A 20,284-nucleotide genomic window follows, 5' to 3' on the forward strand; every position below is an offset into this window, starting at 1 on the left:
CGTTGCCATTGATCTTCCGAAGACCTAGGGTGACGGCGACAGAGCCCCGCTCCCAAGGGAGAGTCAGTGCCCGCACGTCTGTTGTCAGCCGAGTCGACCGACCTGTTCGTGGGGACGGAGGCACAGCCCCATCAGGTGTTGCGCGTCACCGCCGAGCAGGGCGAGCGCGAGGCCGAGGTGGTGGTGCGCGGCGAAGGGGTGGCCGTGGCGGGCCGCGCGGTGGTGCCGGGCGGGAACGCGACCGTCGTCGTCGAAGTCCCGCTGGCGGTGAGCGCCCTCCTGGGCTCGACGGTGCCGTGCGCCGTCTCCGCGGGTGACAACACTCTCACCGTGGACGTCACGGTCGAGGAGCCCGGCTGGACGATGCACATGGTGTCGCACTTCCACTACGACCCCGTGTGGTGGAACACACAGGCGGCCTACACCAGCCCGTGGGAGTTGCTCTCCGGCGACGCCACCACCAGGCCGCTGTGGGAGGGCAACGCTTTCGCGCTGGTCGAGGCGCACCTGGCGCTGGCCGAGCGTGACCCCGACTACAAGTTCGTGCTCGCCGAGATCGACTACCTCAAGCCGTTCTTCGACCTCCACCCCGAGCGCAGGACACAGCTGCGCCGCCTCATGGCCGAGGGCAGGGTCGAGCTGATGGGCGGCACCTACAACGAGCCCAACACCAACCTGACCGGCGCCGAGACCACGATCCGCAACATCGTCTACGGCATCGGCTACCAGCGCGACATCCTCGGCGGCGTGCCGCGCACCGCCTGGCAGCTCGACTCATTCGGCCACGACCCGCAGTTCCCCGGCTACCTCGCGGCGGCCGGACTGACCGGCAGCGCGTGGGCGCGCGGCCCCTTCCACCAGTGGGGCCCGATCAACAAGAACTTCGGGCAGGCGCACGCCGACGCCACGCTCATGCAGTTCCCCAGCGAGTTCGAGTGGATCTCCCCCTCTGGGCTCGGCGTCGTGACGCACTACATGCCCGCCCACTACTCGGCGGGCTGGTGGATGGACTCCTCCGCGACGCTGGAGGAGGCGTGCCGGGCGGTCCACGAGCTGTTCAGGGCGCTGAAGCCGGTCGCGGCGACCAGGAACGTCCTGCTGCCCGTCGGCACCGACTACACCCCGCCGAACAAGTGGGTCACCGAGATCCACCGGTCATGGGCCGAGCGCTACGTCTGGCCGCGGTTCGTGTGCGCGGTGCCGCACGACTTCTTCGCCGCGGTCCACGCCGAGGCCAGCGCCTTCAGCCCCCAGACGCGCGACATGAACCCGGTCTACACCGGCAAGGACGTCTCCTACATCGACACCAAGCAGGCCCAGCGCGCCGCCGAGGTGGCGGCGCTCGACGCCGAGCGGCTGGCCGCCTTCGCGTCGCTGCTCGGCCTTGGCCGCTACCCGCACGTGGCGATGGACAAGGTGTGGCGCCAGCTGGCCTACGGCGCGCACCACGACGCGATCACCGGCTCGGAGTCCGACCAGGTCTACCTCGACCTGCTCACCGGCTGGCGCGAGGCCTACGACCTGGCCGCGGACGCCCGCGACAGGGCCCTCGACGCGCTCGTGGCCCGGGTGGAGGCCGACGGCCGCGCCGTGGTGGTCGCCAACACGCTCTCCTTCGCCCGCGACGGCGTGGTCCGCGTGCGGCTGGAGCCGGGGCTGCGCGTCGACGCCCCTTCGGTCGCCGAGGACGGCACGCAGGTCTTCCTGGCGAAGGACGTGCCGTCCATGGGCTGGAGGAGCTTCCCTGTCGTCGCGGGTGAGGCCGAGGGCTGGACCTCCGTCGAGGGCCACACCATCGAGAACGGCCAGTGGCGTCTCACCGCCGACCCCGCGCGCGGCGGCGCCCTCACCTCCGTCCTGCGCGAAGGGCGCGAGCTCCTCACCGGGCTCGGCAACGAGCTGCGCCTGTACGACGAGTACCCCCAGCACCCCGACATGGGCGAGGGCCCATGGCACCTGATGCCCACCGGCCGCGTCGCCGCATCGGGCGACACCACCGCCGAGGTCAGGGCGCAGACCAGCCCGCTCGGCGCTCGCCTGGTCGTCACCGGCGCGCTCGGCGAGCTCACCTACGAGCAGACCGTCACGCTCGTCGCCGACAGGGTCGAGTTCGCCACCCGCGTCCTCGACTACTCGGGTGCCGACCGGCTGCTACGCGTGCGCTTCCCCGCCCACGTCCCCGGCGCGCTCCCCGTCTCCGACGTGGCCGGCGCGGTCGTGGGCAGGGGCTTCGCGCTGCCCGACACCGACGCGGCGGAGCATCCCTGGACACTGGACAACCCGGCCAACACGTGGTTCGGCCTGTCCTCCACCGCCAGGGTGGATCTCGGCGGCGCGGGGGCGCGCGCGATCGGCGTGGCCGAGATCGTCGCCGCCTCCGAAGCCGCGGCTCCCGAGGCCCGCGACCTGGTCGTGGCGCTGGCCAGGGTCGGCGTCACCGCGACCACCTCGACGGCGTCGGGCAGCAGGTACGGCTGGCTCGCCGTCGACTCCAACCTGCCCGACGTCCGGATCGTCCTGGGCGGGCCCGACGTGAACCCCCTGGCCGCCGAGCTGCTCGCGCGCAGCGACCCCGCCTACCTCGACGCGCTGAAGTCAGGCGCGAGCAGGGTGTGGGTGCCCGCGGAGCGGCCGCTGACCGAGGTGTGGCGGCCCAGCGCCGACCTGCGCGACGTGCGCGCGCTGCCCGCGCTGATCGTGGCCGACCCCGGCGACCCGCTGCTGGACGGCGCGGTCATCCGCGCCACCTGCCCGCTGGGCGAGGAGGTGCTGGAGGACAGGACGGTCGCGCTGCTCACCTACGGCCTGCCGGGCTTCGCCGTCGATCCCTCGGGGGCGCTGCACCTGTCACTGATGCGGTCGTGCACGGGGTGGCCCTCGGGGGTGTGGGTGGACCCGCCGCGCCGTACGACGCCTGACGGGTCGGGCTTCCAGCTCCAGCACTGGACGCACGAGTTCTCCTACGCGCTGGCGGCAGGCGACGGCGACTGGCGCGCGCTCGCGCTCCCCTCGGCGGGGCAGGAGTTCATCACCCCGCTGCTGCCGCGCGTGGTCTCCGCGCAGGACGGCGACCTGCCGCCCTCGCACTCGCTGCTGCGCGCGGACCCGCCTCGCGAGGTGCTGTTCAGCACGGTCAAGGCCACGGGCAACCCGCTGGCGCACGGCACGACGGCCTCCGGGGACGGCGTGACGATCAGGCTCGCCGAGTCCACGGGGCTGGGCACGAGCGCCGCGCTGCACTCGCCCGTGCTCGACCTCGGCGGCCTGACCACGTCGGACCTGCTCGAGACCCCCGGCGAGCCCGCCGACCCTGGAGAGCTGCGGCTCGCGGGCTCCGAGGTCGCCACCTTCCTGACGCCCGCGCCGCTCCACACGGAGGGCGAGGAGCTGGGCATGACCGCCGAGCTCGCCCAGCCCGTTCACAGCCGCTACTGGCTGCACAACAAGGGCCCCGCGCCGCTCGGCTACCTGCCCGTGAGCATCGCCGCCTCCCCCGGCCTGGTCACCTCGCGCGAGCCGTTCGAGCTGGACGTCGTGCTCTCCTCCCACCTGGTCGACACCGCCCACGAGGGCGTGGTCACCGTGGACCTGCCCGACGGCTGGAGCGCCGCCCCCGCGCGGCGCGTGTTCCGCCTCGAACCGGGGGGCCACGTCCGCTTCCCCGTCACCGTCACCCCCGGCCAAGGAGCGGGAGACGGCCTCCACTTCGTCGCCGTCCGCACCGACACGGACGGGCAGCTCGTCGAGGACGTCGTCACGGTCGCCCTCGGCGACGCCCCCGAGCTGCCCGCACCGATCGCGACCGTCCCCGAGGACGGCGTGGCCGCCCAGGGCGCCGAGAGCGCGCGGGCCCTGCCCACGGGGCTGACCGTCACGCCCGTCACCGAGTCGCTCTCCCTGCGTCCCGGCGACACGACCGCCCTGGTCGTACGGCTGGCGAACACCACGGCAGGGACCATCAGGGGCGAGGCGCAGCTGGCCTCGCCCTACGGGACGTGGGAGCTGCTCCCCTCGGTCATCCAGGCGTTCACCGTCGCGCCCGGCTCCGAGGCGGAGGTCCGCTTCCCCGTCACGGTCCCCGCCGACGCCGCCGAACTCCGCTCGTGGGCGCTGGCCAAGGTCATGTGGTTCGGCCGCTGCCAGTACGCTCCCGCCGTCCCCCTGGAGGTCACCCGATGATCGGGCTCGTCGACGGCCAGGCCGTCCCCCACGACGTCCTGGACACCCGGCTCCGCGACCTGAGGCGGGGCCCGCTTCACGCCGCCCTGCCCGTCCCCGGCAGTTCGGAGGAGCGCCAGATGGCCCGCTGGGTCACCCAGGTCATCCTGACCGAGGTGCTGTGCGAGCGGGAGGCGCTGTCCAGAGGGCTCGCTCCGCTGGAGGGTCCGCCGCTCGACCGGCTCGCCGCCGTCGAGCTCGGCTCCATCAACGCCGCCGCCTACAACGGCAGCCCGTGGGTGCGGGCCGTCCACCAGGCCGTGACCGCCTCGGCCGAGGTGCCCTCCGCCTGGTCGTCCGCCCCTCCTCCGCCCGCCCCCGCGCTCCACCGGGTACGGCACGCCCTCTTCGCCGACCTGGCGGAGGCGGCGGCCGCGACACCGGCCGACCTGGAGCCGCTCGGCGCGATCCCGCTCGGCTCGCTGCCGTCGGCGATCGCGCAGGCGGTACGCGGCACGCCGTACGGCACGCTCGCAGGGCCCGTCCGCGACGCACTCGGCTGGCACGTCGCCCTCGCCGAACCCGCGCCCCTCGCCCCGGAGCCCACGGCCCTTGGGCCCGCCGCTCCGCGGTCCTCTGCTTCGGAGCCCACGGCTCCGGCGTCCGCCGACCTCGTGGCCGCCGCCAGGAGGCGGGTCTTCGTCCAATGGCTCGACGTGCAGCGCGCCACCCGCGTGCGGCTCGTCCACGGCCTCGAACATCCTGGCGACCCCCGCCAGCCCGACAACCACCACAAGCACTGATGACTCACGTACTCGCCATTGACATCGGCGGCACCAAGCTCGCCGCGGCCCTCGTCGACCGTTCGGGCGCCGTCCTGCGCTCCTCCACCGTGCCCACCCCGCGCGAGGACGTCTTCGGCGCCCTCGCCCTGCTCATCACCGAGGTCGTCGCCGACGGCCCTGCTCCCCTCGCGGTCGGCATCGGCTGCGCGGGCCCGCTCAACCTCGCCTCCGGCACGGTGAGCCCCGTCAACATCACCAGCTGGCGGGAGTTCCCGCTGCGTGAGCGGGTGCGGGAGCTGACCGGCCTGCCCACCGTGCTCGCGGGCGACGCCCAGTGCTTCGCGCTGGGCGAGCACTGGCTGGGCATGGGCGGCGAGAGCGCGTCCATGCTGGGCATCGTCGTGTCCACCGGCATCGGCGGCGGCCTGGTGATCGGCGGAGCGCCGCTCCTCGGCCCCACGGGCAACGCCGGACATGTCGGTCACATGACCGTCAATCCTGACGGCGACCCGTGCCCCTGCGGCAGCAGAGGATGCGTGGAGAGCTACGCCAGCGGTCCGAACCTGGTCCGATGGGCCCTGGCCAACGGCTGGACGGCGGGTCCCACGCCGGACGGCGCGATGCTGGCCAGGGACGCGGCCTCGGGGCACCCCGTGGCGCGGGCCGCCTTCGAGAGAGGCGCCCGCGCGCTGGCCGCGATGATCGTCTCGACGGCGGCCGCCATCGAGGTCACGCATGTGGTGATCGGCGGCGGCGTCGCCAACGCGGGCCCTATGCTGTTCGACCCGCTGGAGCGGGCGATGGACGAGCTGACGGGCTTCGCCTTCGTCAGAGCCGTCGAGATCCGCCGCTCGAAGCTGGGAGTGCAGGCCGCTCTGGCGGGGGCCGCCAAGCTGGCGTGGTCGAGCGGGGTGGCTACTGCCGCTCCGCCGCCTGCGCCTCACGACGCTCGATGATCCGCCGGGTGTAGGGGATGACTTCCACGACCTTCGCCCCGAGGAAGGCGCCCGCGAACGCGAGCAGGATGAGAACGAAGGGGCTCGTGGAGAGCCCGTTCAGGGTCACGAAAACCTGCAGCATCGCATCGAACAGCGGCATATGCGGACTCCGGGGGAAGAATCAGGCGGGAAAGCACTCACCTTAACCGGCGTCTCAGGATGCTCGGAGCGCTTTACACCTCCCCCTTCCGCCACTGTCCTGTCCCCTTGTCACGGCCACCGCTCTGTGCAGAAGCGGTGAGCGGCGGCCGTGGCCTCCTCTGGATCAATGGAAGAAGTGGCGGGTGCCGGTGAAGTAGAGGGTCACCCCGGCCTTCTCGCAGGCCGCGACGACCTCGTCGTCCCTGATCGAGCCGCCCGGCTCGACGATGGCCTTCACGCCCGCCTCGATGAGCACCTCGGGCCCGTCGGCGAAGGGAAAGAAGGCGTCGGAGGCGGCCACGGAGCCCGCCGCCCGCTCGCCCGCGCGGGTGACCGCGAGGCGGCAGGAGTCGACGCGATTGACCTGACCCATGCCGACGCCGACCGTCGCCCCTGCCGAGGCCAGCACGATCGCGTTGGACTTCACCGAACGGCAGGCCCTCCAGGCGAAGTCGAGCTCCTCCAGCAGTTCGGGCGAGGCGGGCTCGCCCGTCTTGAGCTCCCACGCGGCAGGGGCGTCGCCCGGCGCGTCGATCCTGTCGGCGGTCTGCACCAGCAGGCCGCCGTCGATCCTGCGGAACTCGGTGGTGTTGGACGGCCGGTCCGCGCAGCGCAGCAGGCGCAGGTTCTTCTTCTGGGTCAGGACGGCCAGTGCCTCGTCGGCGAACGCGGGAGCCACCACGACCTCGGTGAACACCTCGGCGATCTGCTTGGCCAGCTCGACGCTCACCTCACCGTTGACCGCGATGACGCCGCCGTAGGCCGACACGGGGTCGCAGGCGTGGGCCTTGCGGTGCGCCTCGGCGACGTCGGAGCCGACCGCGATGCCGCAGGGGTTCTGGTGCTTGATGATCGCGACGCACGGGTCCTCGAAGTCCCACGCGGCCCGCCACGCGGCGTCGGAGTCGAGGTAGTTGTTGTAGGACATCTCCTTGCCGTGCAGCTGCTCGGCGTTGGCGAGGCCGCCGCTCTCCGAGACGAGGAGCGCGGCCTGCTGGTGCGGGTTCTCGCCGTAGCGCAGGACGCTCTTGAGCCGCCCCGCCGCCCCGGCGAAGTCGTTGTCGCCGGTGTAGGTCGAGGAGAACCAGTTGGCCACGGCCACGTCGTAGGCGGCGGTGTGCGCGTAGGCGCGCCCCGCCATGCGCCTGCGCTCCTCGAGGGTGAACCCGCCCTGCTCCAGCGCCTGGTAGATCTCGCCGTAGGAACCGGTGTCGACGACGACGGCGCAGGTGGCGTGGTTCTTGGCGGCGCCGCGGATCATCGCGGGCCCGCCGATGTCGATCTGCTCGACGCACTCGGCGTCGGAGGCGCCCGAGGCCACGGTCTCCTGGAACGGGTAGAGGTTGACGACCACGAGCTGGAACGGGTCGATCTCCAGCTCCTCGAGCTGGGTGACGTGGTGCGGCTTGGTGAGGTCGGCCAGCAGTCCCGCGTGGACGCGCGGGTGGAGCGTCTTGACCCTGCCGTCGAGGCACTCGGGGAAGCCGGTCAGCTGCTCGACCTTGGTGACGGGCACGCCGTACGAGGCGATGGCCGCCGCGGTGCCGCCGGTCGAGACGATCTCCACCCCCGCGGTGTCGAGCGCACGGGCCAGCTCCTCCAGCCCGGACTTGTCGTACACCGCGATCAACGCGCGCCGGATGGCAATGCGGCTCACTTCTTCATTCCTCCAGATCCGAGGCGGACGGTACGGCCGGTCACGGTCCAGCCCTCACGGACCATCCGGCCGACAGTGTCGACGAGCAGCCCTCGTTCGACGGTCTTGATGCGCTCGTGCAGCAGGTGCTCGTCATCTCCGTCGAAGACGCGCACCGCCTCCTGAGCGACGATGGGCCCGGTGTCGACGCCCGCGTCGGCCAGCATGACCGTGCAGCCGGTGACCTTGACGCCGTGGGCCATGGCGTCACGCACGCCGTGCGCGCCTGGGAAGGAGGGCAGCAGCGCGGGATGGGTGTTGAGCACGGGGAAGGATTCGAGGGTGGGCGCCCCGAGGATCTTCATGAATCCGGCCGCCACCACCAGGTCGGGCTTGTACGCGGCGATCCGCGCGGCGAGGGCGGTGTCCCAGTCGGCGCGGGAGCCGTACGAGGAGAGTTTCTCCACGAAGGTCGGCACGCCCGCCCGCTCGGCTCTGGCCAGCCCCTCGATGCCGTCGCGGTCGGCGCCGACCGCCACGATCGCGGCTCCGTACGACGGATCTGCAACGGCATCCAGAAGGGCCTGTAGGTTGGTTCCAGAGCCGGAGACGAGAACCACAAGCCGACCTGCCTGGGACACAGGCGCACTCCATTCACATGCTTGGGTGGGGCTGCCAGGGTATCTGTTCCTCGTCCGGCAACGCAGAGGAGGTCAGGTGACGACACCGGTGCAGGCACCGGGCGGTCAGCAGCTCGCGGAGTCGGCGGGCCGCAGGGCGATATGGCTGTCCGTCGCGGCGCTGGCCATGACGTTCATGCTCCCGCTCGCGGGGCTGGTCATGGCGGTCTTCGCGCTCATCGCGGGGATCAGGGCACTGCCGATCCTGCGCGGAGCCGGCAGGTCGACGGGCGTGGCGGTGGGCGGCATCGTCGTCTCCTCGCTCTCGTTGATGCTCTCGGCGGGCGCGACGGCCATGCAGCTCTACCTCATGGACGAATACTCCGTCTACCAGGAGTGCATGAGGGGCGCGGGCACGGTGGCCGCCAAGGAGGCCTGCTTCTCGCAGTTCAGGGACGCCGCCGCGGCCAAGCTGCCGCCCGGCGTGATCGACGTCCTCGGTTCGGTACAGCCCTAGTCGTCCCGGTCCCACGCGTACGGGTCGAGATAGATGACGTGGCCTCCGCGGTCGTCCGACTCGTCGACGATGTCGCGGCGCGGCTGCCTGGGCGTGTCGGGGCGCTGTGGGCCCGACGCGGGCGAGAGCGCCTCGGCCGCCGCTGAGGCGTGCTCGTCCTGCCAGTCGTCGCGGATCACCGGGATCGGCTGGGTGTCGGCCTCCGTGGCGTCCATCCAGTGGCCCGGCAGCGCCTTGCCCTCGGACTCGGCGAGGCCGACCTTGCTCGCCGCCTTGGCGATCACCGCCCCCGCCTTGCGGGCGGTGTTCAGCTTGCGCGCGATCGGGCCGCGCCCTCGCGCGCCCTGGTAGAGCAGCCACCAGTTCGCCAGGCCCGCCGAGATGCCGGCGGCGACGCCCACCTCCAGGCAGACCGACAGCGCCACCTCCCAGGGCGAAGGGCCGACGGCCGCCAGCCTGGCCCCGCCGATCGGCCCGCCCGACAGCGCCGCGAGCAGCCCCGCCGCGAGCCCGGTGGTGACGCCGGTGACGAACCCCCACAGCGGCGCGGCCTCGTACGACGGAGAGGGCGCGATCCTGACGACCACCACACCCGCCGCGGCGCCCGCCGCGAACGGCAGCGCGATGACCGCCATCATCAGCGCGGGCACGGGACCGCTGTCGGGCAGCGCGCCGAGCAGCGGCAGCGTCGGCACGTAGCCGAGCTGCACGCCGGTGGGCGCGACGAGCGTGCCCGTGCCCACCGCGAAGCCCGGCCCCGCGATGTAGGACATGCCCCAGATGACGGCGTTGAGCAGGTAGAGCCCCTGGACCAGCAGGAGCAGCAGCCCGCCGACGAAGCCGGGGGCCAGGCCGTCGGTCAGCTCGCGCACCTGCCCGAAGTTGACCACGACGGCGACCAGCACCAGCAGCAGGCCCGACACCAGCAGCAGCGCGACGGCGACCGCCGTGCCCACCGTGACCGCCCGCACCCGCTCGGGCAGCAGCCGCAGCATCGAGCGCCACGACCCGATGGTCCGCGCGGTGGCCAGCACGCCCGCCAGGAACGCCAGCACGAAGTGGCTGAGCAGCGCCTCGCCGATGAACGGCTGGGTGATCTCGTTCCTGGCCACCAGCGCGATCAGCCCGGCCAGCAGCGCGTACGGCGCGGCCAGCGAGATCCCCGCCTGCGCCACCAGCACCAGCTGCGCCCTGCGGCGCGCGTTGGCCTGCTCCTTGGGGCTGTTCTTCGGCAGCCTGGCCGGCAGCCTCAGCCTGAGGTCGGCATCGCGCGCCATCCACCGCGCCGCCCTGTAGAGCAGCACGGAGGGCAACACCATGAGGCCCAGCGGCAGCAGCCCGAGCTGGCCTCCAGGCCAGGAGAAGCCGGCGTGGTGGGCCGCCAGCCAGATCTGCGCCGCCGTGCGGAACACCCCGGGCAGGCCCGTTCCGAGCGCTCCCCTGGGCGCCGCGATCCATCCGACCAGCGTGAGCGTGATGAGGACGGCCAGCCCGACGCCCAGAGTGGCGGCCGCGGCGAGCATCCCGGAGACGGGCAGGGGCCGCCTCGTCTCGTCGTCGTCCCCGGAGATCTTGCTGAGCACAGTTCGGGGGGCTGTCCGGAGTTGGTCGAGAAGGGCCGTCACAGTGCTCGATGTTCTCAAGTTTTCAGTCAAGAACCCCGCAGCCGCGCCGGATCTTCACCATGATCCTGTACGGCTGCCCGCGCCCTGCCCCCCAGTCAGGGCCGGGACAACAGCGGCCCCCAGGGACTCGAAGAGATCGGCCGACGACCCTGACGTGACGGCGGGCGGCGGAGTCGGCTGCAGTGGCGTGGAAGACGGAACGGCCACCGGGTGACCCCGGTGGCCGTTCCGTGCTGCGCCGTACAGGCAGGCAGAGATCTAGCGGGACTGCATGATCTCGCGCATCAGGCGGGCGGTCTCGGAGGGGGTCTTGCCGACGCGGACGCCGACCTTCTCCAGTGCCTCCTTCTTCGCCTGCGCCGTGCCCGCGGAGCCGGACACGATCGCGCCCGCGTGACCCATCGTCTTGCCCTCTGGAGCGGTGAAGCCCGCCACGTAGGCGACGACCGGCTTGGTCACGTGCTGCTCGATGTAGGCCGCGGCCCGCTCCTCCGCGTCGCCGCCGATCTCACCGATCATCACGATCGCGTCGGTGCCCGGGTCCTCCTGGAAGGCCTGGAGCGCGTCGATGTGCGTGGTGCCGATGACGGGGTCGCCGCCGATGCCCACGGCCGTGGAGAAGCCGAAGTCACGCAGCTCGTACATGAGCTGGTAGGTCAGCGTGCCCGACTTCGACACCAGGCCGATGCGGCCCGCGGTGGTGATGTCGGCCGGGATGATGCCGGCGTTGGAGGCGCCGGGCGAGGCGATGCCGGGGCAGTTCGGACCGATGATGCGGGTCTTGTTGCCCTTGGAGACCGCGTAGGCCCAGAAGGCGGTCGTGTCGTGGACGGGAACGCCCTCGGTGATGACCACGCAGAGCGGGATGCCCGCGTCGATCGCCTCGATGACCGCGTCCTTGGTGAAGGCGGGAGGCACGAAGACGACGGAGACGTCGGCCCCGGTCTGCTCCATGGCCTCCTTGACGGTGCCGAAGACCGGCAGGCCCTCGTGCACCGTGCCCGCCTTGCGGGCGTTGACGCCGCCCACGACGCGGGCGCCGGAGGCGAGCATGCGGCGGGTGTGCTTGGTGCCCTCACCGCCGGTCATGCCCTGAACAATGATCTTGCTGTTCTCGGTCAGCCAGATAGCCATTACGCACCTACCGCAGCGAGCTCGGCGGCGCGCTTGGCCGCGTCGTCCATCGTGTCAACCAGCTCGACGCCCTTCAGCGCTGCGTCGTGCAGGATCTGGCGCCCCAGCAGGGCGTTGTTGCCGTCGAGGCGGACGACCAGCGGGCGGGTCACGGCCTCGCCGCGCTCCTCCAGCAGCTTGAACGCCGAGACGATGCCGTTGGCGACGGCGTCGCAGGCGGTGATGCCGCCGAAGACGTTCACGAAGATCGACTTCACCGCGGGGTCGGAGATGATGATCTCCAGGCCCGCGGCCATGACCTCGGCGCTGGCGCCGCCGCCGATGTCGAGGAAGTTGGCCGGCTTGGGCTTGCCGGGGAAGGCCTCGCCCGCGTAGGCGACGACGTCGAGCGTGGACATGACCAGGCCCGCGCCGTTGCCGATGATGCCGACGTTGCCCTCGAGCTTGACGTAGTTGAGGTCCTTCTCCTTGGCCTTGGCCTCGAGGGGGTCCTCCGCCGCCTTGTCCTCGAACGCGGCGTGGTCGGACTGGCGGAACGTGGCGTTCTCGTCCAGCGTGACCTTGCCGTCGAGCGCCTTGACCTGGCCGTCGGCCGACAGGATCATCGGGTTGACCTCGACGAGCGAGGCGTCCTCGTCGACGAAGCAGCACCACAGCTTCTCGATGAGCTCGGCCGCGCCGTCCAGGGACTTCTCGGGAAGACCGCCGGCGACGGCGATCTCGCGCGCCTTGGCGCGGTCGATGCCCGTCAGCGCCGAGACCGGCACCTTGGCGACCTTCTCCGGTGTGTTGTGCGCGACCTCTTCGATGTCCATGCCGCCGGCGGCGGAGCAGATGGCGAGGAAGGTACGGTTCGCGCGGTCGAGCAGGAAGGAGAAGTAGTACTCCTCCGCGATCGCGCTCGCCTCCTCCACGAGCACCTTGTGGACCGTGTGGCCCTTGATGTCCATGCCGAGGATGTCTGTGGCCTTCGCTACGGCGTCGGCGGCGTCGTCGGCGACCTTGACGCCACCGGCCTTGCCGCGGCCCCCGGTCTTGACCTGGGCCTTGACGACAACGCGGCCCGTCAGCTGCTCGGCAGCCGCACGCACCTCCTCCACGGTGTGCGCGACGATGCCGCGCGGCACCGGGATGCCGTAGTCCGCGAAGAGCTCCTTCGCCTGATGTTCGAACAGGTCCACGAGGGTCCGTCCTTGCTTGTTCGACTGATGTACGACGGCCCGGGCCCACCCCGTGTGCCGGGCGTTTCCGCCAAGGAAGCCTAGTCCCAAGCTTGAGCTGCCCAGGTCATCGGGTCGCAGATATCTCTTGCCTGCTACACCAGTGTGCGGTAAATCGCCCGATTGTCCCCTTCTGGATCTAGGATGTCCCGCACATCTGACCGAAGGGGCACACACCGACATGAGGCGTTTGATCGCCGCCGCCGCGCTCACGGTATCCGTGGTCGCGGTCGCCACCCCCGCTTTCGCACACACGGCCCCCGCCTCCGCGGCGCCGAAGAATCCGGTCGAGGCGCTCAAGAAGCAGTTCGTCGCCGGTCACGGCGTCAGGATCTCCGAGACCTCCACCATGACCACCGACGGCAAGTCCTCGGGACCCGTCGGCCGGATGACCGGCGTGCTGGAGTTCGGCAAGTCAGGCGTCGTCTCCTCTGACCTCACCCGGCGCAGCAAGGGCGTCACCGTCAAGCCCGACGACGAGTTCGCCGCCCTGTTCAGCCCCACCCGGTACGTCAGCGTCAAGGGCCAGACGTACGCCAAGGGCGGCATCTACGCCACCGACCTGCCCGAGGGCAAGAAGTGGGTGCGCGTCCCCGGCACGCCCGAGGCCAGCCTGTCCGGCAGCCAGATGATCAACATCTTCGACACCACGGTGCTCAAGACCGTCCTCAAGGGCGCCAAGAGCGTGCGCGGCGGCGTCTACAAGGGCGCGATCACGCTGAGCGACCTGAGCAAGGCCTCCGGCGGCTCGGCGGTGAAGGGCAAGTTCGGCAAGATCAAGATCGCCTACGCGGTGACCCTGAACGCCAAGCAGCTCGTCACCAGGGTGACCAGCGAGGCCAAGATGGACTTCGGCCTGCTGGGCGTCATGAGCATGACCGCGGACACCCGCTTCACGGCATGGGGCAGCAAGGTCTCGATCGTCGCCCCGCCCGAGGCCGAGGTGGTCGACGCCGCCGACCTCGACAGCGAGGTCCCCGACCTCCCCAGCGTCCTCACCGAGGCCACGCAGTAACACCCCCCTGACGGCCCGGCGCCCCCGACGGGACCGCCGGGCCGTCAGGCTGCGCCCACAACCCCGCAGGAACGACCGGCTGACGGCGGCGGGGGGCTCTGCACGAAAAGTTCACGAAGCGTGCGCGTGATCTCCCGGCTTTCGTAATCTGTGGTCGGCAGGCTCGCGCCCATACAAGCCCGACTCGTCTCCGAGACGCCCTTGTGATCTTCGATTGAAAAGATCGTCCTCCCCCTCCAGACGTTGAAGGAAACCTGCATGAGAAAAATTCTCGTCGGCCTCGCCCTCACGACGGGTGTGGCGCTCATCGCCGCCCCCGCGGCGCAGGCGGCGCCGAAGGCCGACCCGGTCAAGTCGCTCAAGGCGCAGTACGTGCCGGGCAAGGGCGTCAAGACCTCTTCCACCATCCGGATGTCGATCTCCGGCGACCCGGTCATCACCGCCCGCGAGAGCGGCGTCACGGCGTTCGGCAAGTCGGGCGTGGCCGCCAGCGACCGCACGACCAAGTTCCACCTCGACCCGGTCATCGTCGCGGCGCTCGAGGACGAGGAGGACGGCCAGTCGCTCAAGGACCTGGTACGCACCCCCACCAGGGTGATCAGCGTCAAGCAGTGGAGCTACATGTCCGGCGGCCTGGTGGCGAGCACGCTGCCCGAGGGCAAGACCTGGGTGCGCACGCCCAACGCGGGCGACAGCCTCGGCGGCCCGAAGGTCGACCTCTTCGCCTCCGGCACCCTCAAGACCCTGCTCGCCAACGCCTCCTCCTACAGGAACGGCGTGGCCAAGGGCACCATCAAGGTCTCCCAGCTGCCGGGCAGGCCCTTCGGCGCCAAGGCGGGCCAGAAGGTCAGCTGGACGCTGTGGATCGACGCCAAGGGCCTCGTGAGCCGGTTCGCCACCAAGCTCTCCGTGCCCTTGGGCAGGGGCGAGACGATGGACTTCACCGCCGACGAGAGGTTCACCGGCTGGGGCTCCAAGGTCACCGTCACCGCGCCGCCCGCCGCTGACTGGATCGACTCCAAGGACCTCGACGAGGAGCTGCCCGACGTGCCCGGCATGCCCGACGCGCTGACCGAGGCCGCCGGGTGAGGCGCGCTCTCGTCGGCCTCGCTCTCACCACCGGCGTGGTCCTCGTCACCGCGCTTCCGGCCCAGGCCGCGGCAGGCCCGGATCCGGTGAAGGTGATGGAGGCCCAGCTCTCCGCCAAGAAGGGCGCGGAGGTGGCCTCCGCCACCTCCATGAGCGTCGACGGCAAGCTGATGATCAGCTTCAAGGAGAAGGGCAAGGTCCAGCTCGGCAAGGGCAGCGACCTGACCTTCAAGGGCGATCTCGGCCCCGCCATCTACGGCGCCATGGCCCCCGAGGACGTCTACCTGATCTCGGCGCTGACCGAGACCTCACGGGTGATCACCGTCGGCAAGGAGAGCTACGTCTCCGGCGGCCTCGTCCGTAACGCGCTGCCCACCGGGATGACCTGGCTGCGCTTCGACAAGCCCGTCGACTCTCCTGGCGCGCCGCCGATCGACATCCTGGCCACCGGCACGCTCAAGACGCTGCTCGCCGGCGCCGCTCCCAAGGGCGGCGTGGCCAAGGGCACGATCTCGGTCGCCAAGCTGCGCTCGGTGGCGCCCAGGCTGCGGACCTTCGCCACGAAGGGCAACGTGTCCTGGACTGTCCAGTTCGACGCCAAGGGCCTGGTCAAGCGCTTCAGCGCCACCCTGCCCTCCGTCGACGGCGTCTCGATCAAGACCGAGACGCGGGTCAGCCGATGGGGTTCGGTCACCGTCTCCCCTCCGCCCGGCGACCAGGTGTTCGACGCCGACGCCCTCGGTGAGTCGGTCCCGATCCCGGACCCGATCGCCGAAGCGAACAAGTAGGACGTGTGCGCGTCGAACGGGCGGCCGGTCATGGCCGCCCGTTCGGCGCTTCACCACAGCCGCCAGGTCATCGGCTCCCCTCGCTCACTCCGTACCTTCAGGACCCCCCATGAAGCCACTCCTCATCGCCCTCGCGCTCGCCACCGCCGTCCCCGCCCAGCCCGCCCCGAAGCCCGACCCTGTCAAGGTGCTCGACGATCAGATCGAGCCTGGCAGGGGCGTCACCATCTCCGTCGTCACCCGTGTCAGGACCGACGGCAGGCACTACCTCACCGCCAGGACCACCAGGGTCGCCGGGTTCCGCAAGGGAGGGTCCGTCGACGTCGACGACTCGACCACGATGTACTCGCCGCTCGGGAACGAGCACATGGACGACGAGTTCCGCTTCCCCACGCTGCTCATCAGGGCCAAGGGCAAGAGCTACACCTCGGGCGGCCGCCTGATCGGCCATCTTCCGCTGGACAGGAAGTGGGTGCGCCACCACTACCCCGAGAGGAATCTCGCGGACGTCACGGTCGACCTCTTCCGGCCCGGCACGCTGCGGGCGCTGCTCGCCACCGCCACCTCCCGCACCTCCAGCACCGCCAAAGGCCTCATCCACGCCGCCAAGATCCCCGGACGGCCCCTGGGCGGATCCCGGCTGAACCGCGAGAAGGTGGCGTGGGCCCTCTGGTTCGACGCCGAGGGCAGGGTCACCCGCATGACCACCAGGATCTCGGAGCAGACGAACGACCACGAGCTGGGCATCACCTCCGACCTGCGCTTCACCGGGTGGGGTGCCAAGGTCACCGTCGAGCCGCCGCCCGCCGACCTGGTCATGGAGGCGGACGACCTTCCCGAGCTCGAACTCCCGGGTGAGGCGGCCATGAAGCTCGCCGAAGCTCTTCCTGAGGAGAACTGAAGTCCGGGGCTGCACGATGACGCCATGAACGCAGACGTCACCGACAGCCCCGACCGTTCGGTCGCCGAGCATGTGCGCCGCTATCTCGACACCGACGGCGAGGACGGATTCCTCGAAGGCGGCGTGACCAACCTCATCCTCACCACCGTGGGCAGGAAGAGCGGCACGCGCCGCCGTACCGGGGTGTTCTTCGGCCGGGACGGCGAGCGCCTCGTGCTGGTCGCGTCCGGCAGCGCGCTCGGCGCCCCCACGCTGCCCGACTGGTATCTCAACCTGCTCGCCAACCCCGAGGCCGAGGTGCAGGTGCGCGCCGAGCGGTTCGCCGTGCGCGCCCACACCGCGACGGGCGCCGAACGCGACAGGCTGTGGCGGCTCATGACCACCCTGGCGCCGCTGTACCACCGGTACGCGGCCACCGCCAGGCAGGAGATCCCGATCGTCGTCCTGGAAAGGGTCTGAGCGCCGTGGCCGCCCTTCCATGATCTGGGCGGCGCCGTCGCCGTGACGCCGCCGCCCGTGCTCAGGACGGGCCTGTCAGAGCTTCTCCAGCGGTGCGTAGGCGAGGAGCAGGGTCTTCTCGCCGCCACTCCCGAAGTCGATCTTCACCTTGGTCTTCTCCGCCACGCCGTCGACCGACACGACGGTGCCGAGGCCGAACGCGTCGTGGGTGACCCTGTCGCCGGGATTCAGCGACGGCACCTGCTTGCCGCCGGGCTTGCGAGCCGGTGTCGGGCTCTCCTTGCGGGACGTGGCCGCGCTCCACGCCGACTTCTCCGGGTCGGTGCGCCACTCGATGAGCTTGGCAGGCACCTCGTTGACGAAGCGCGAGGCGGGGTTGAACGACGGGGAGCCCCACGAGCTGCGCACCGCCGCCCTGGTGATGTAGAGGCGCTTCTCCGCGCGGGTGATGCCGACGTAGGCCAGGCGGCGCTCCTCCTCCAGCTCCTTCGGCTCGCCCAGGGAGCGGATGTGCGGGAAGACGCCGTCCTCCATCGCGGTGAGGAAGACCACGGGGAACTCCAGGCCCTTGGCGGTGTGGAGGGTCATCAGTGTGACCACGCCCTGGCCGCCGTCGCCCTCGGGGATCTGGTCGGCGTCGGCCACCAGGGAGACCTGCTCGAGGAACTCCACGAGCGTGCCCTCGGGGTTGGCCTCCTCGAACTCGGAGGCGACGGAGATCAGCTCGTTGAGGTTCTCGAGGCGCGACTCGTCCTGCGGGTCCTCGGAGGCCTCCAGCTCGGCCCGGTAGCCGGTCGACACGAGGATCTCCTCGGCCAGCGCCGAGGGCGGCATGCCCTCGGCCTTGCCGATCAGGTCGTCGACCATCGCGACGAACTCGCGGATGGCGTTGAGCGACCTGGTCGCCATGCCGTACGCCTCCTCCGCCCTGCGCAGCGCCTCCCAGAAGGAGATGCGCTCACGCGAGGACAGCGCCTCGACCATCGCCTCGGCGCGGTCGCCGATGCCGCGCTTGGGCACGTTGAGAATGCGCCGCAGGGAGACCACGTCGTTGGGGTTGGCCAGCACCCGCAGGTAGGCCAGCAGGTCCTTGACCTCCTTGCGCTCGTAGAAGCGCACGCCCCCGACCACCTTGTACGGCAGGCCGGTGCGGATGAAGATCTCCTCGAACACGCGGGAGGCGGCGTTGGTGCGGTAGAAGACCGCGACGTCGCCGGGGCGCACGCCCTCCTCGTCGGTGAGCTTGTCGACCTCCTGGGCGACGAACATCGCCTCGTCGTGCTCGTTGTCGGCGACGTAACCGACGATCTTCGGCCCGTCGCCCTGGTCGGACCACAGGTTCTTCGGCTTGCGCGACTCGTTGCGCGAGATGACCGAGTTGGCGGCGGCCAGGATGTTCTGGGTGGAGCGGTAGTTCTGCTCGAGCAGGATCGTGCGCGCGTCGGGGTAGTCGCGCTCGAACTCCAGGATGTTGCGGATCGTCGCGCCGCGGAAGGCGTAGATCGACTGGTCGGCGTCGCCGACCACGCACAGCTCCGACTGGTCGGCCCCCGACCGCACCGGCTCGCCGTCGACGGTGGTCAGCTGGGGCCGCCCGACCAGCTCCCTGATCAGGATGTACTGGGCGTGGTTGGTGTCCTGGTACTCGTCGACCATCACGTGCCTGAAGCGCATGCGGTAGTGCTCGGCCACCTCGGGGAAGAGCTGGAACAGCACCACGGTGTTCATGATGATGTCGTCGAAGTCCATCGCGCCGGACTCGGTCAGCTTGAGCTGGTAGGCCTTGTAGGCCTGCGCGAGCGTCTTCTCCAGGTGTGAGCCCGCCCTGTCGATCGCGCTCTCGTAGTCGATCAGCTCGTTCTTGAAGTTGCTGACCTGGGCGGAGAACGAGCGCGGCGGGTAGCGCTTGGGGTCGAGGTCCATCTCGCGGCAGACCATCGCCATGAGCCGCTGGGAGTCGGCCTGGTCGTAGATGGAGAAGCTGGAGGGGTAGCCGAGCCTCTTGGCCTCCTTGCGCAGGATGCGCATGCAGGCGCTGTGGAAGGTCATCACCCACATGGCCTTGGAGCGGGGGCCGATCAGCCTGTCGATGCGCTCCTTCATCTCCTTGGCGGCCTTGTTGGTGAAGGTGATCGCGAGGATCTCACCCGGGTGGACCTCGCGCTCGGCCAGGAGGTAGGCGATGCGGTGGGTGAGCACCCGAGTCTTGCCTGAACCCGCCCCCGCGACGATGAGCAGGGGGCTGCCGTGATGGATCACGGCCTCGCGCTGCTGCGGGTTGAGGCCGTCGAGCAAGGGGTGGTCAACAGAGACTTGGGTGGGCACGGACCTAGGGTAAAGCGCGCCACCGACAAACGCGTCCAGGAATGCCTCGCGGCCCTTCCAGGTTCCGAGAACGGACCCCCTTCGTAAGGAGAGAACATGGAGATCACCCGAGTCCTGGTGGTGACCGCGCACCCCGACGACGTCGACTTCGGCGCCGCGGGCACGATCGCGCAGTTCGTCGACAAGGGCGTCGAGGTGACCTACCTGCTCGTCACCTCGGGTGACGCGGGAGGCAACGAGCGCGAGGTCGACGGCGAGGGCATGGCCGAGCTGCGCAGGGCCGAGCAGGCCGAGGCCGCCAAGGCGGTCGGCGTCACCGACGTGCGGTTCCTGTCCGGCTACCGCGACGGCAGGGTGGAGCCCACGATCGAGTTGCGGCGCGACATCGCCAGGGTGATCCGCCAGGTGCGCCCCGAGCTGGTGATCACCAGCACCCCCGAGCGCAACTACCAGTTCATCGGCCCCAGCCACCCCGACCACCGCGCCGTCGGCGGCGCCACGCTCGACGCCGTCTACCCCGACGCGCGCAACCCCTATGCCTACGCCGAGCTGGCCGACCTGGAGGCGTGGACGGTCGGCGAGGTCTGGCTGCTCGGCGGCGCGAGCCCCAACCACTTCGTGGACATCACCGACACGATCGACCGCAAGATCACCGCGCTCACCGCCCACGCGAGCCAGGTCGGGCACCGTGAGGGCTTCGAGGAGTTCGTCCGCGAGCGCTGGTCGGGCATCGCGCTGAAGGCGGGCCTCGGCGAGGGCCGCTACGCCGAGGCCTTCCAGGTCGTTCCCACCGCCTGACCAGCGCCTGACCCGTCTGGCCGACCGCCTGACCCGCCGCTCCGGACCCGCCGCTCCTGACCCTCGGATCGTCTC

Annotated in this window: 17 protein-coding genes; 10 read left to right on the plus strand and 7 right to left on the minus strand. The window is 70.8% G+C overall.

The genetic code is table 11. The features are described from left to right. Positions 1-66: 66 nt before the first annotated feature. From ABFX50_RS02110 to ABFX50_RS02120, 3 genes are read left to right on the plus strand one after another with little or no spacing between them, the layout of a single operon-like run. Positions 67-4,179 carry a glycoside hydrolase family 38 N-terminal domain-containing protein gene (locus ABFX50_RS02110; RefSeq protein ID WP_346142729.1) on the plus strand — a complete coding sequence of 1,371 codons (4,113 nt, stop codon included), beginning with the start codon at positions 67-69 and terminating at the stop codon, positions 4,177-4,179. Continuing rightward, a complete protein-coding gene (locus ABFX50_RS02115) occupies positions 4,176-4,961 on the plus strand; it encodes a DUF7158 domain-containing protein (RefSeq protein WP_346142730.1) in 786 nt (261 codons plus the stop codon). Before ABFX50_RS02110 ends, ABFX50_RS02115 begins: the two co-directional genes overlap by 4 nt. Further along, positions 4,961-5,899, plus strand: a complete 939-nt coding sequence (locus ABFX50_RS02120; RefSeq protein WP_346142731.1) for an ROK family protein — start codon at positions 4,961-4,963, stop codon at positions 5,897-5,899. The genes ABFX50_RS02115 and ABFX50_RS02120 overlap by 1 nt, the downstream gene beginning before the upstream one ends. Here ABFX50_RS02120 and ABFX50_RS02125 read toward each other — a convergent pair. The 3 genes from ABFX50_RS02125 to purN form a co-directional block, all read right to left on the minus strand. Next, positions 5,859-6,041: a hypothetical protein gene (locus ABFX50_RS02125; RefSeq protein ID WP_346142733.1), complete on the minus strand. Its 183-nt coding sequence runs from the start codon at positions 6,039-6,041 to the stop codon at positions 5,859-5,861. The two genes, ABFX50_RS02120 and ABFX50_RS02125, sit on opposite strands and share 41 nt — an antisense overlap. Before the next feature lie 165 nt (positions 6,042-6,206). Then, a complete protein-coding gene (gene purH / locus ABFX50_RS02130; RefSeq protein ID WP_346142735.1) occupies positions 6,207-7,739 on the minus strand; it encodes a bifunctional phosphoribosylaminoimidazolecarboxamide formyltransferase/IMP cyclohydrolase in 1,533 nt (510 codons plus the stop codon). Continuing rightward, positions 7,736-8,359 carry a phosphoribosylglycinamide formyltransferase gene (purN, locus tag ABFX50_RS02135; protein ID WP_183650568.1) on the minus strand — a complete coding sequence of 208 codons (624 nt, stop codon included), beginning with the start codon at positions 8,357-8,359 and terminating at the stop codon, positions 7,736-7,738. Before purN ends, purH begins: the two co-directional genes overlap by 4 nt. Positions 8,360-8,435: 76 nt before the next feature. Between purN and ABFX50_RS02140 the strand changes: the two genes are divergently transcribed. Next, entirely contained in the window at positions 8,436-8,855 is a 420-nt protein-coding gene (locus ABFX50_RS02140) for a hypothetical protein (RefSeq protein WP_346142737.1), read from the plus strand. Here ABFX50_RS02140 and ABFX50_RS02145 read toward each other — a convergent pair. The 3 genes from ABFX50_RS02145 to sucC form a co-directional block, all read right to left on the minus strand. Further along, a complete protein-coding gene (locus tag ABFX50_RS02145) occupies positions 8,852-10,438 on the minus strand; it encodes a cell division protein PerM (protein WP_346142739.1) in 1,587 nt (528 codons plus the stop codon). The two genes, ABFX50_RS02140 and ABFX50_RS02145, sit on opposite strands and share 4 nt — an antisense overlap. A gap of 300 nt (positions 10,439-10,738) precedes the next feature. Then, a complete protein-coding gene (sucD, locus tag ABFX50_RS02150) occupies positions 10,739-11,614 on the minus strand; it encodes a succinate--CoA ligase subunit alpha (protein WP_183650574.1) in 876 nt (291 codons plus the stop codon). Continuing rightward, complete coding sequence (gene sucC, locus ABFX50_RS02155; protein WP_183650576.1) at positions 11,614-12,795, minus strand: ADP-forming succinate--CoA ligase subunit beta; 1,182 nt, start codon at positions 12,793-12,795, stop codon at positions 11,614-11,616. Before sucC ends, sucD begins: the two co-directional genes overlap by 1 nt. A 220-nt stretch (positions 12,796-13,015) precedes the next feature. On the opposite strand from sucC, the gene ABFX50_RS02160 reads away from it, so the two are divergent. The 5 genes from ABFX50_RS02160 (at position 13,016) to ABFX50_RS02180 (ending at position 17,086) form a co-directional block, all read left to right on the plus strand. Beyond that, positions 13,016-13,849 carry a hypothetical protein gene (locus ABFX50_RS02160; protein ID WP_346142741.1) on the plus strand — a complete coding sequence of 278 codons (834 nt, stop codon included), beginning with the start codon at positions 13,016-13,018 and terminating at the stop codon, positions 13,847-13,849. 258 nt (positions 13,850-14,107) lie between these two features. After that, positions 14,108-14,938: a hypothetical protein gene (locus ABFX50_RS02165; protein ID WP_346142743.1), complete on the plus strand. Its 831-nt coding sequence runs from the start codon at positions 14,108-14,110 to the stop codon at positions 14,936-14,938. Further along, positions 14,935-15,726: a hypothetical protein gene (locus ABFX50_RS02170; protein ID WP_346142745.1), complete on the plus strand. Its 792-nt coding sequence runs from the start codon at positions 14,935-14,937 to the stop codon at positions 15,724-15,726. Before ABFX50_RS02165 ends, ABFX50_RS02170 begins: the two co-directional genes overlap by 4 nt. Before the next feature lie 109 nt (positions 15,727-15,835). Continuing rightward, on the plus strand, positions 15,836-16,627 hold the full coding sequence (locus tag ABFX50_RS02175; protein ID WP_346142747.1) for a hypothetical protein: 792 nt from the start codon (positions 15,836-15,838) through the stop codon (positions 16,625-16,627). Positions 16,628-16,651: 24 nt separating this feature from the next. Beyond that, a complete protein-coding gene (locus tag ABFX50_RS02180; RefSeq protein ID WP_346142749.1) occupies positions 16,652-17,086 on the plus strand; it encodes a nitroreductase family deazaflavin-dependent oxidoreductase in 435 nt (144 codons plus the stop codon). A 75-nt stretch (positions 17,087-17,161) separates the two neighbouring features. Here ABFX50_RS02180 and pcrA read toward each other — a convergent pair whose 3' ends face one another. Beyond that, a complete protein-coding gene (gene pcrA / locus ABFX50_RS02185) occupies positions 17,162-19,411 on the minus strand; it encodes a DNA helicase PcrA (protein WP_452464366.1) in 2,250 nt (749 codons plus the stop codon). Between the two features lie 96 nt (positions 19,412-19,507). Here pcrA and ABFX50_RS02190 point away from each other — a divergent pair, with 96 nt between their 5' ends. After that, positions 19,508-20,209 carry a PIG-L deacetylase family protein gene (locus ABFX50_RS02190; protein WP_346142750.1) on the plus strand — a complete coding sequence of 234 codons (702 nt, stop codon included), beginning with the start codon at positions 19,508-19,510 and terminating at the stop codon, positions 20,207-20,209. The last annotated feature ends 75 nt before the right edge of the window (positions 20,210-20,284 follow it).

It is taken from the genome of Nonomuraea recticatena (genome assembly GCF_039533245.1).
Taxonomy (GTDB): Bacteria; Actinomycetota; Actinomycetes; order Streptosporangiales; family Streptosporangiaceae; genus Nonomuraea; species Nonomuraea roseola.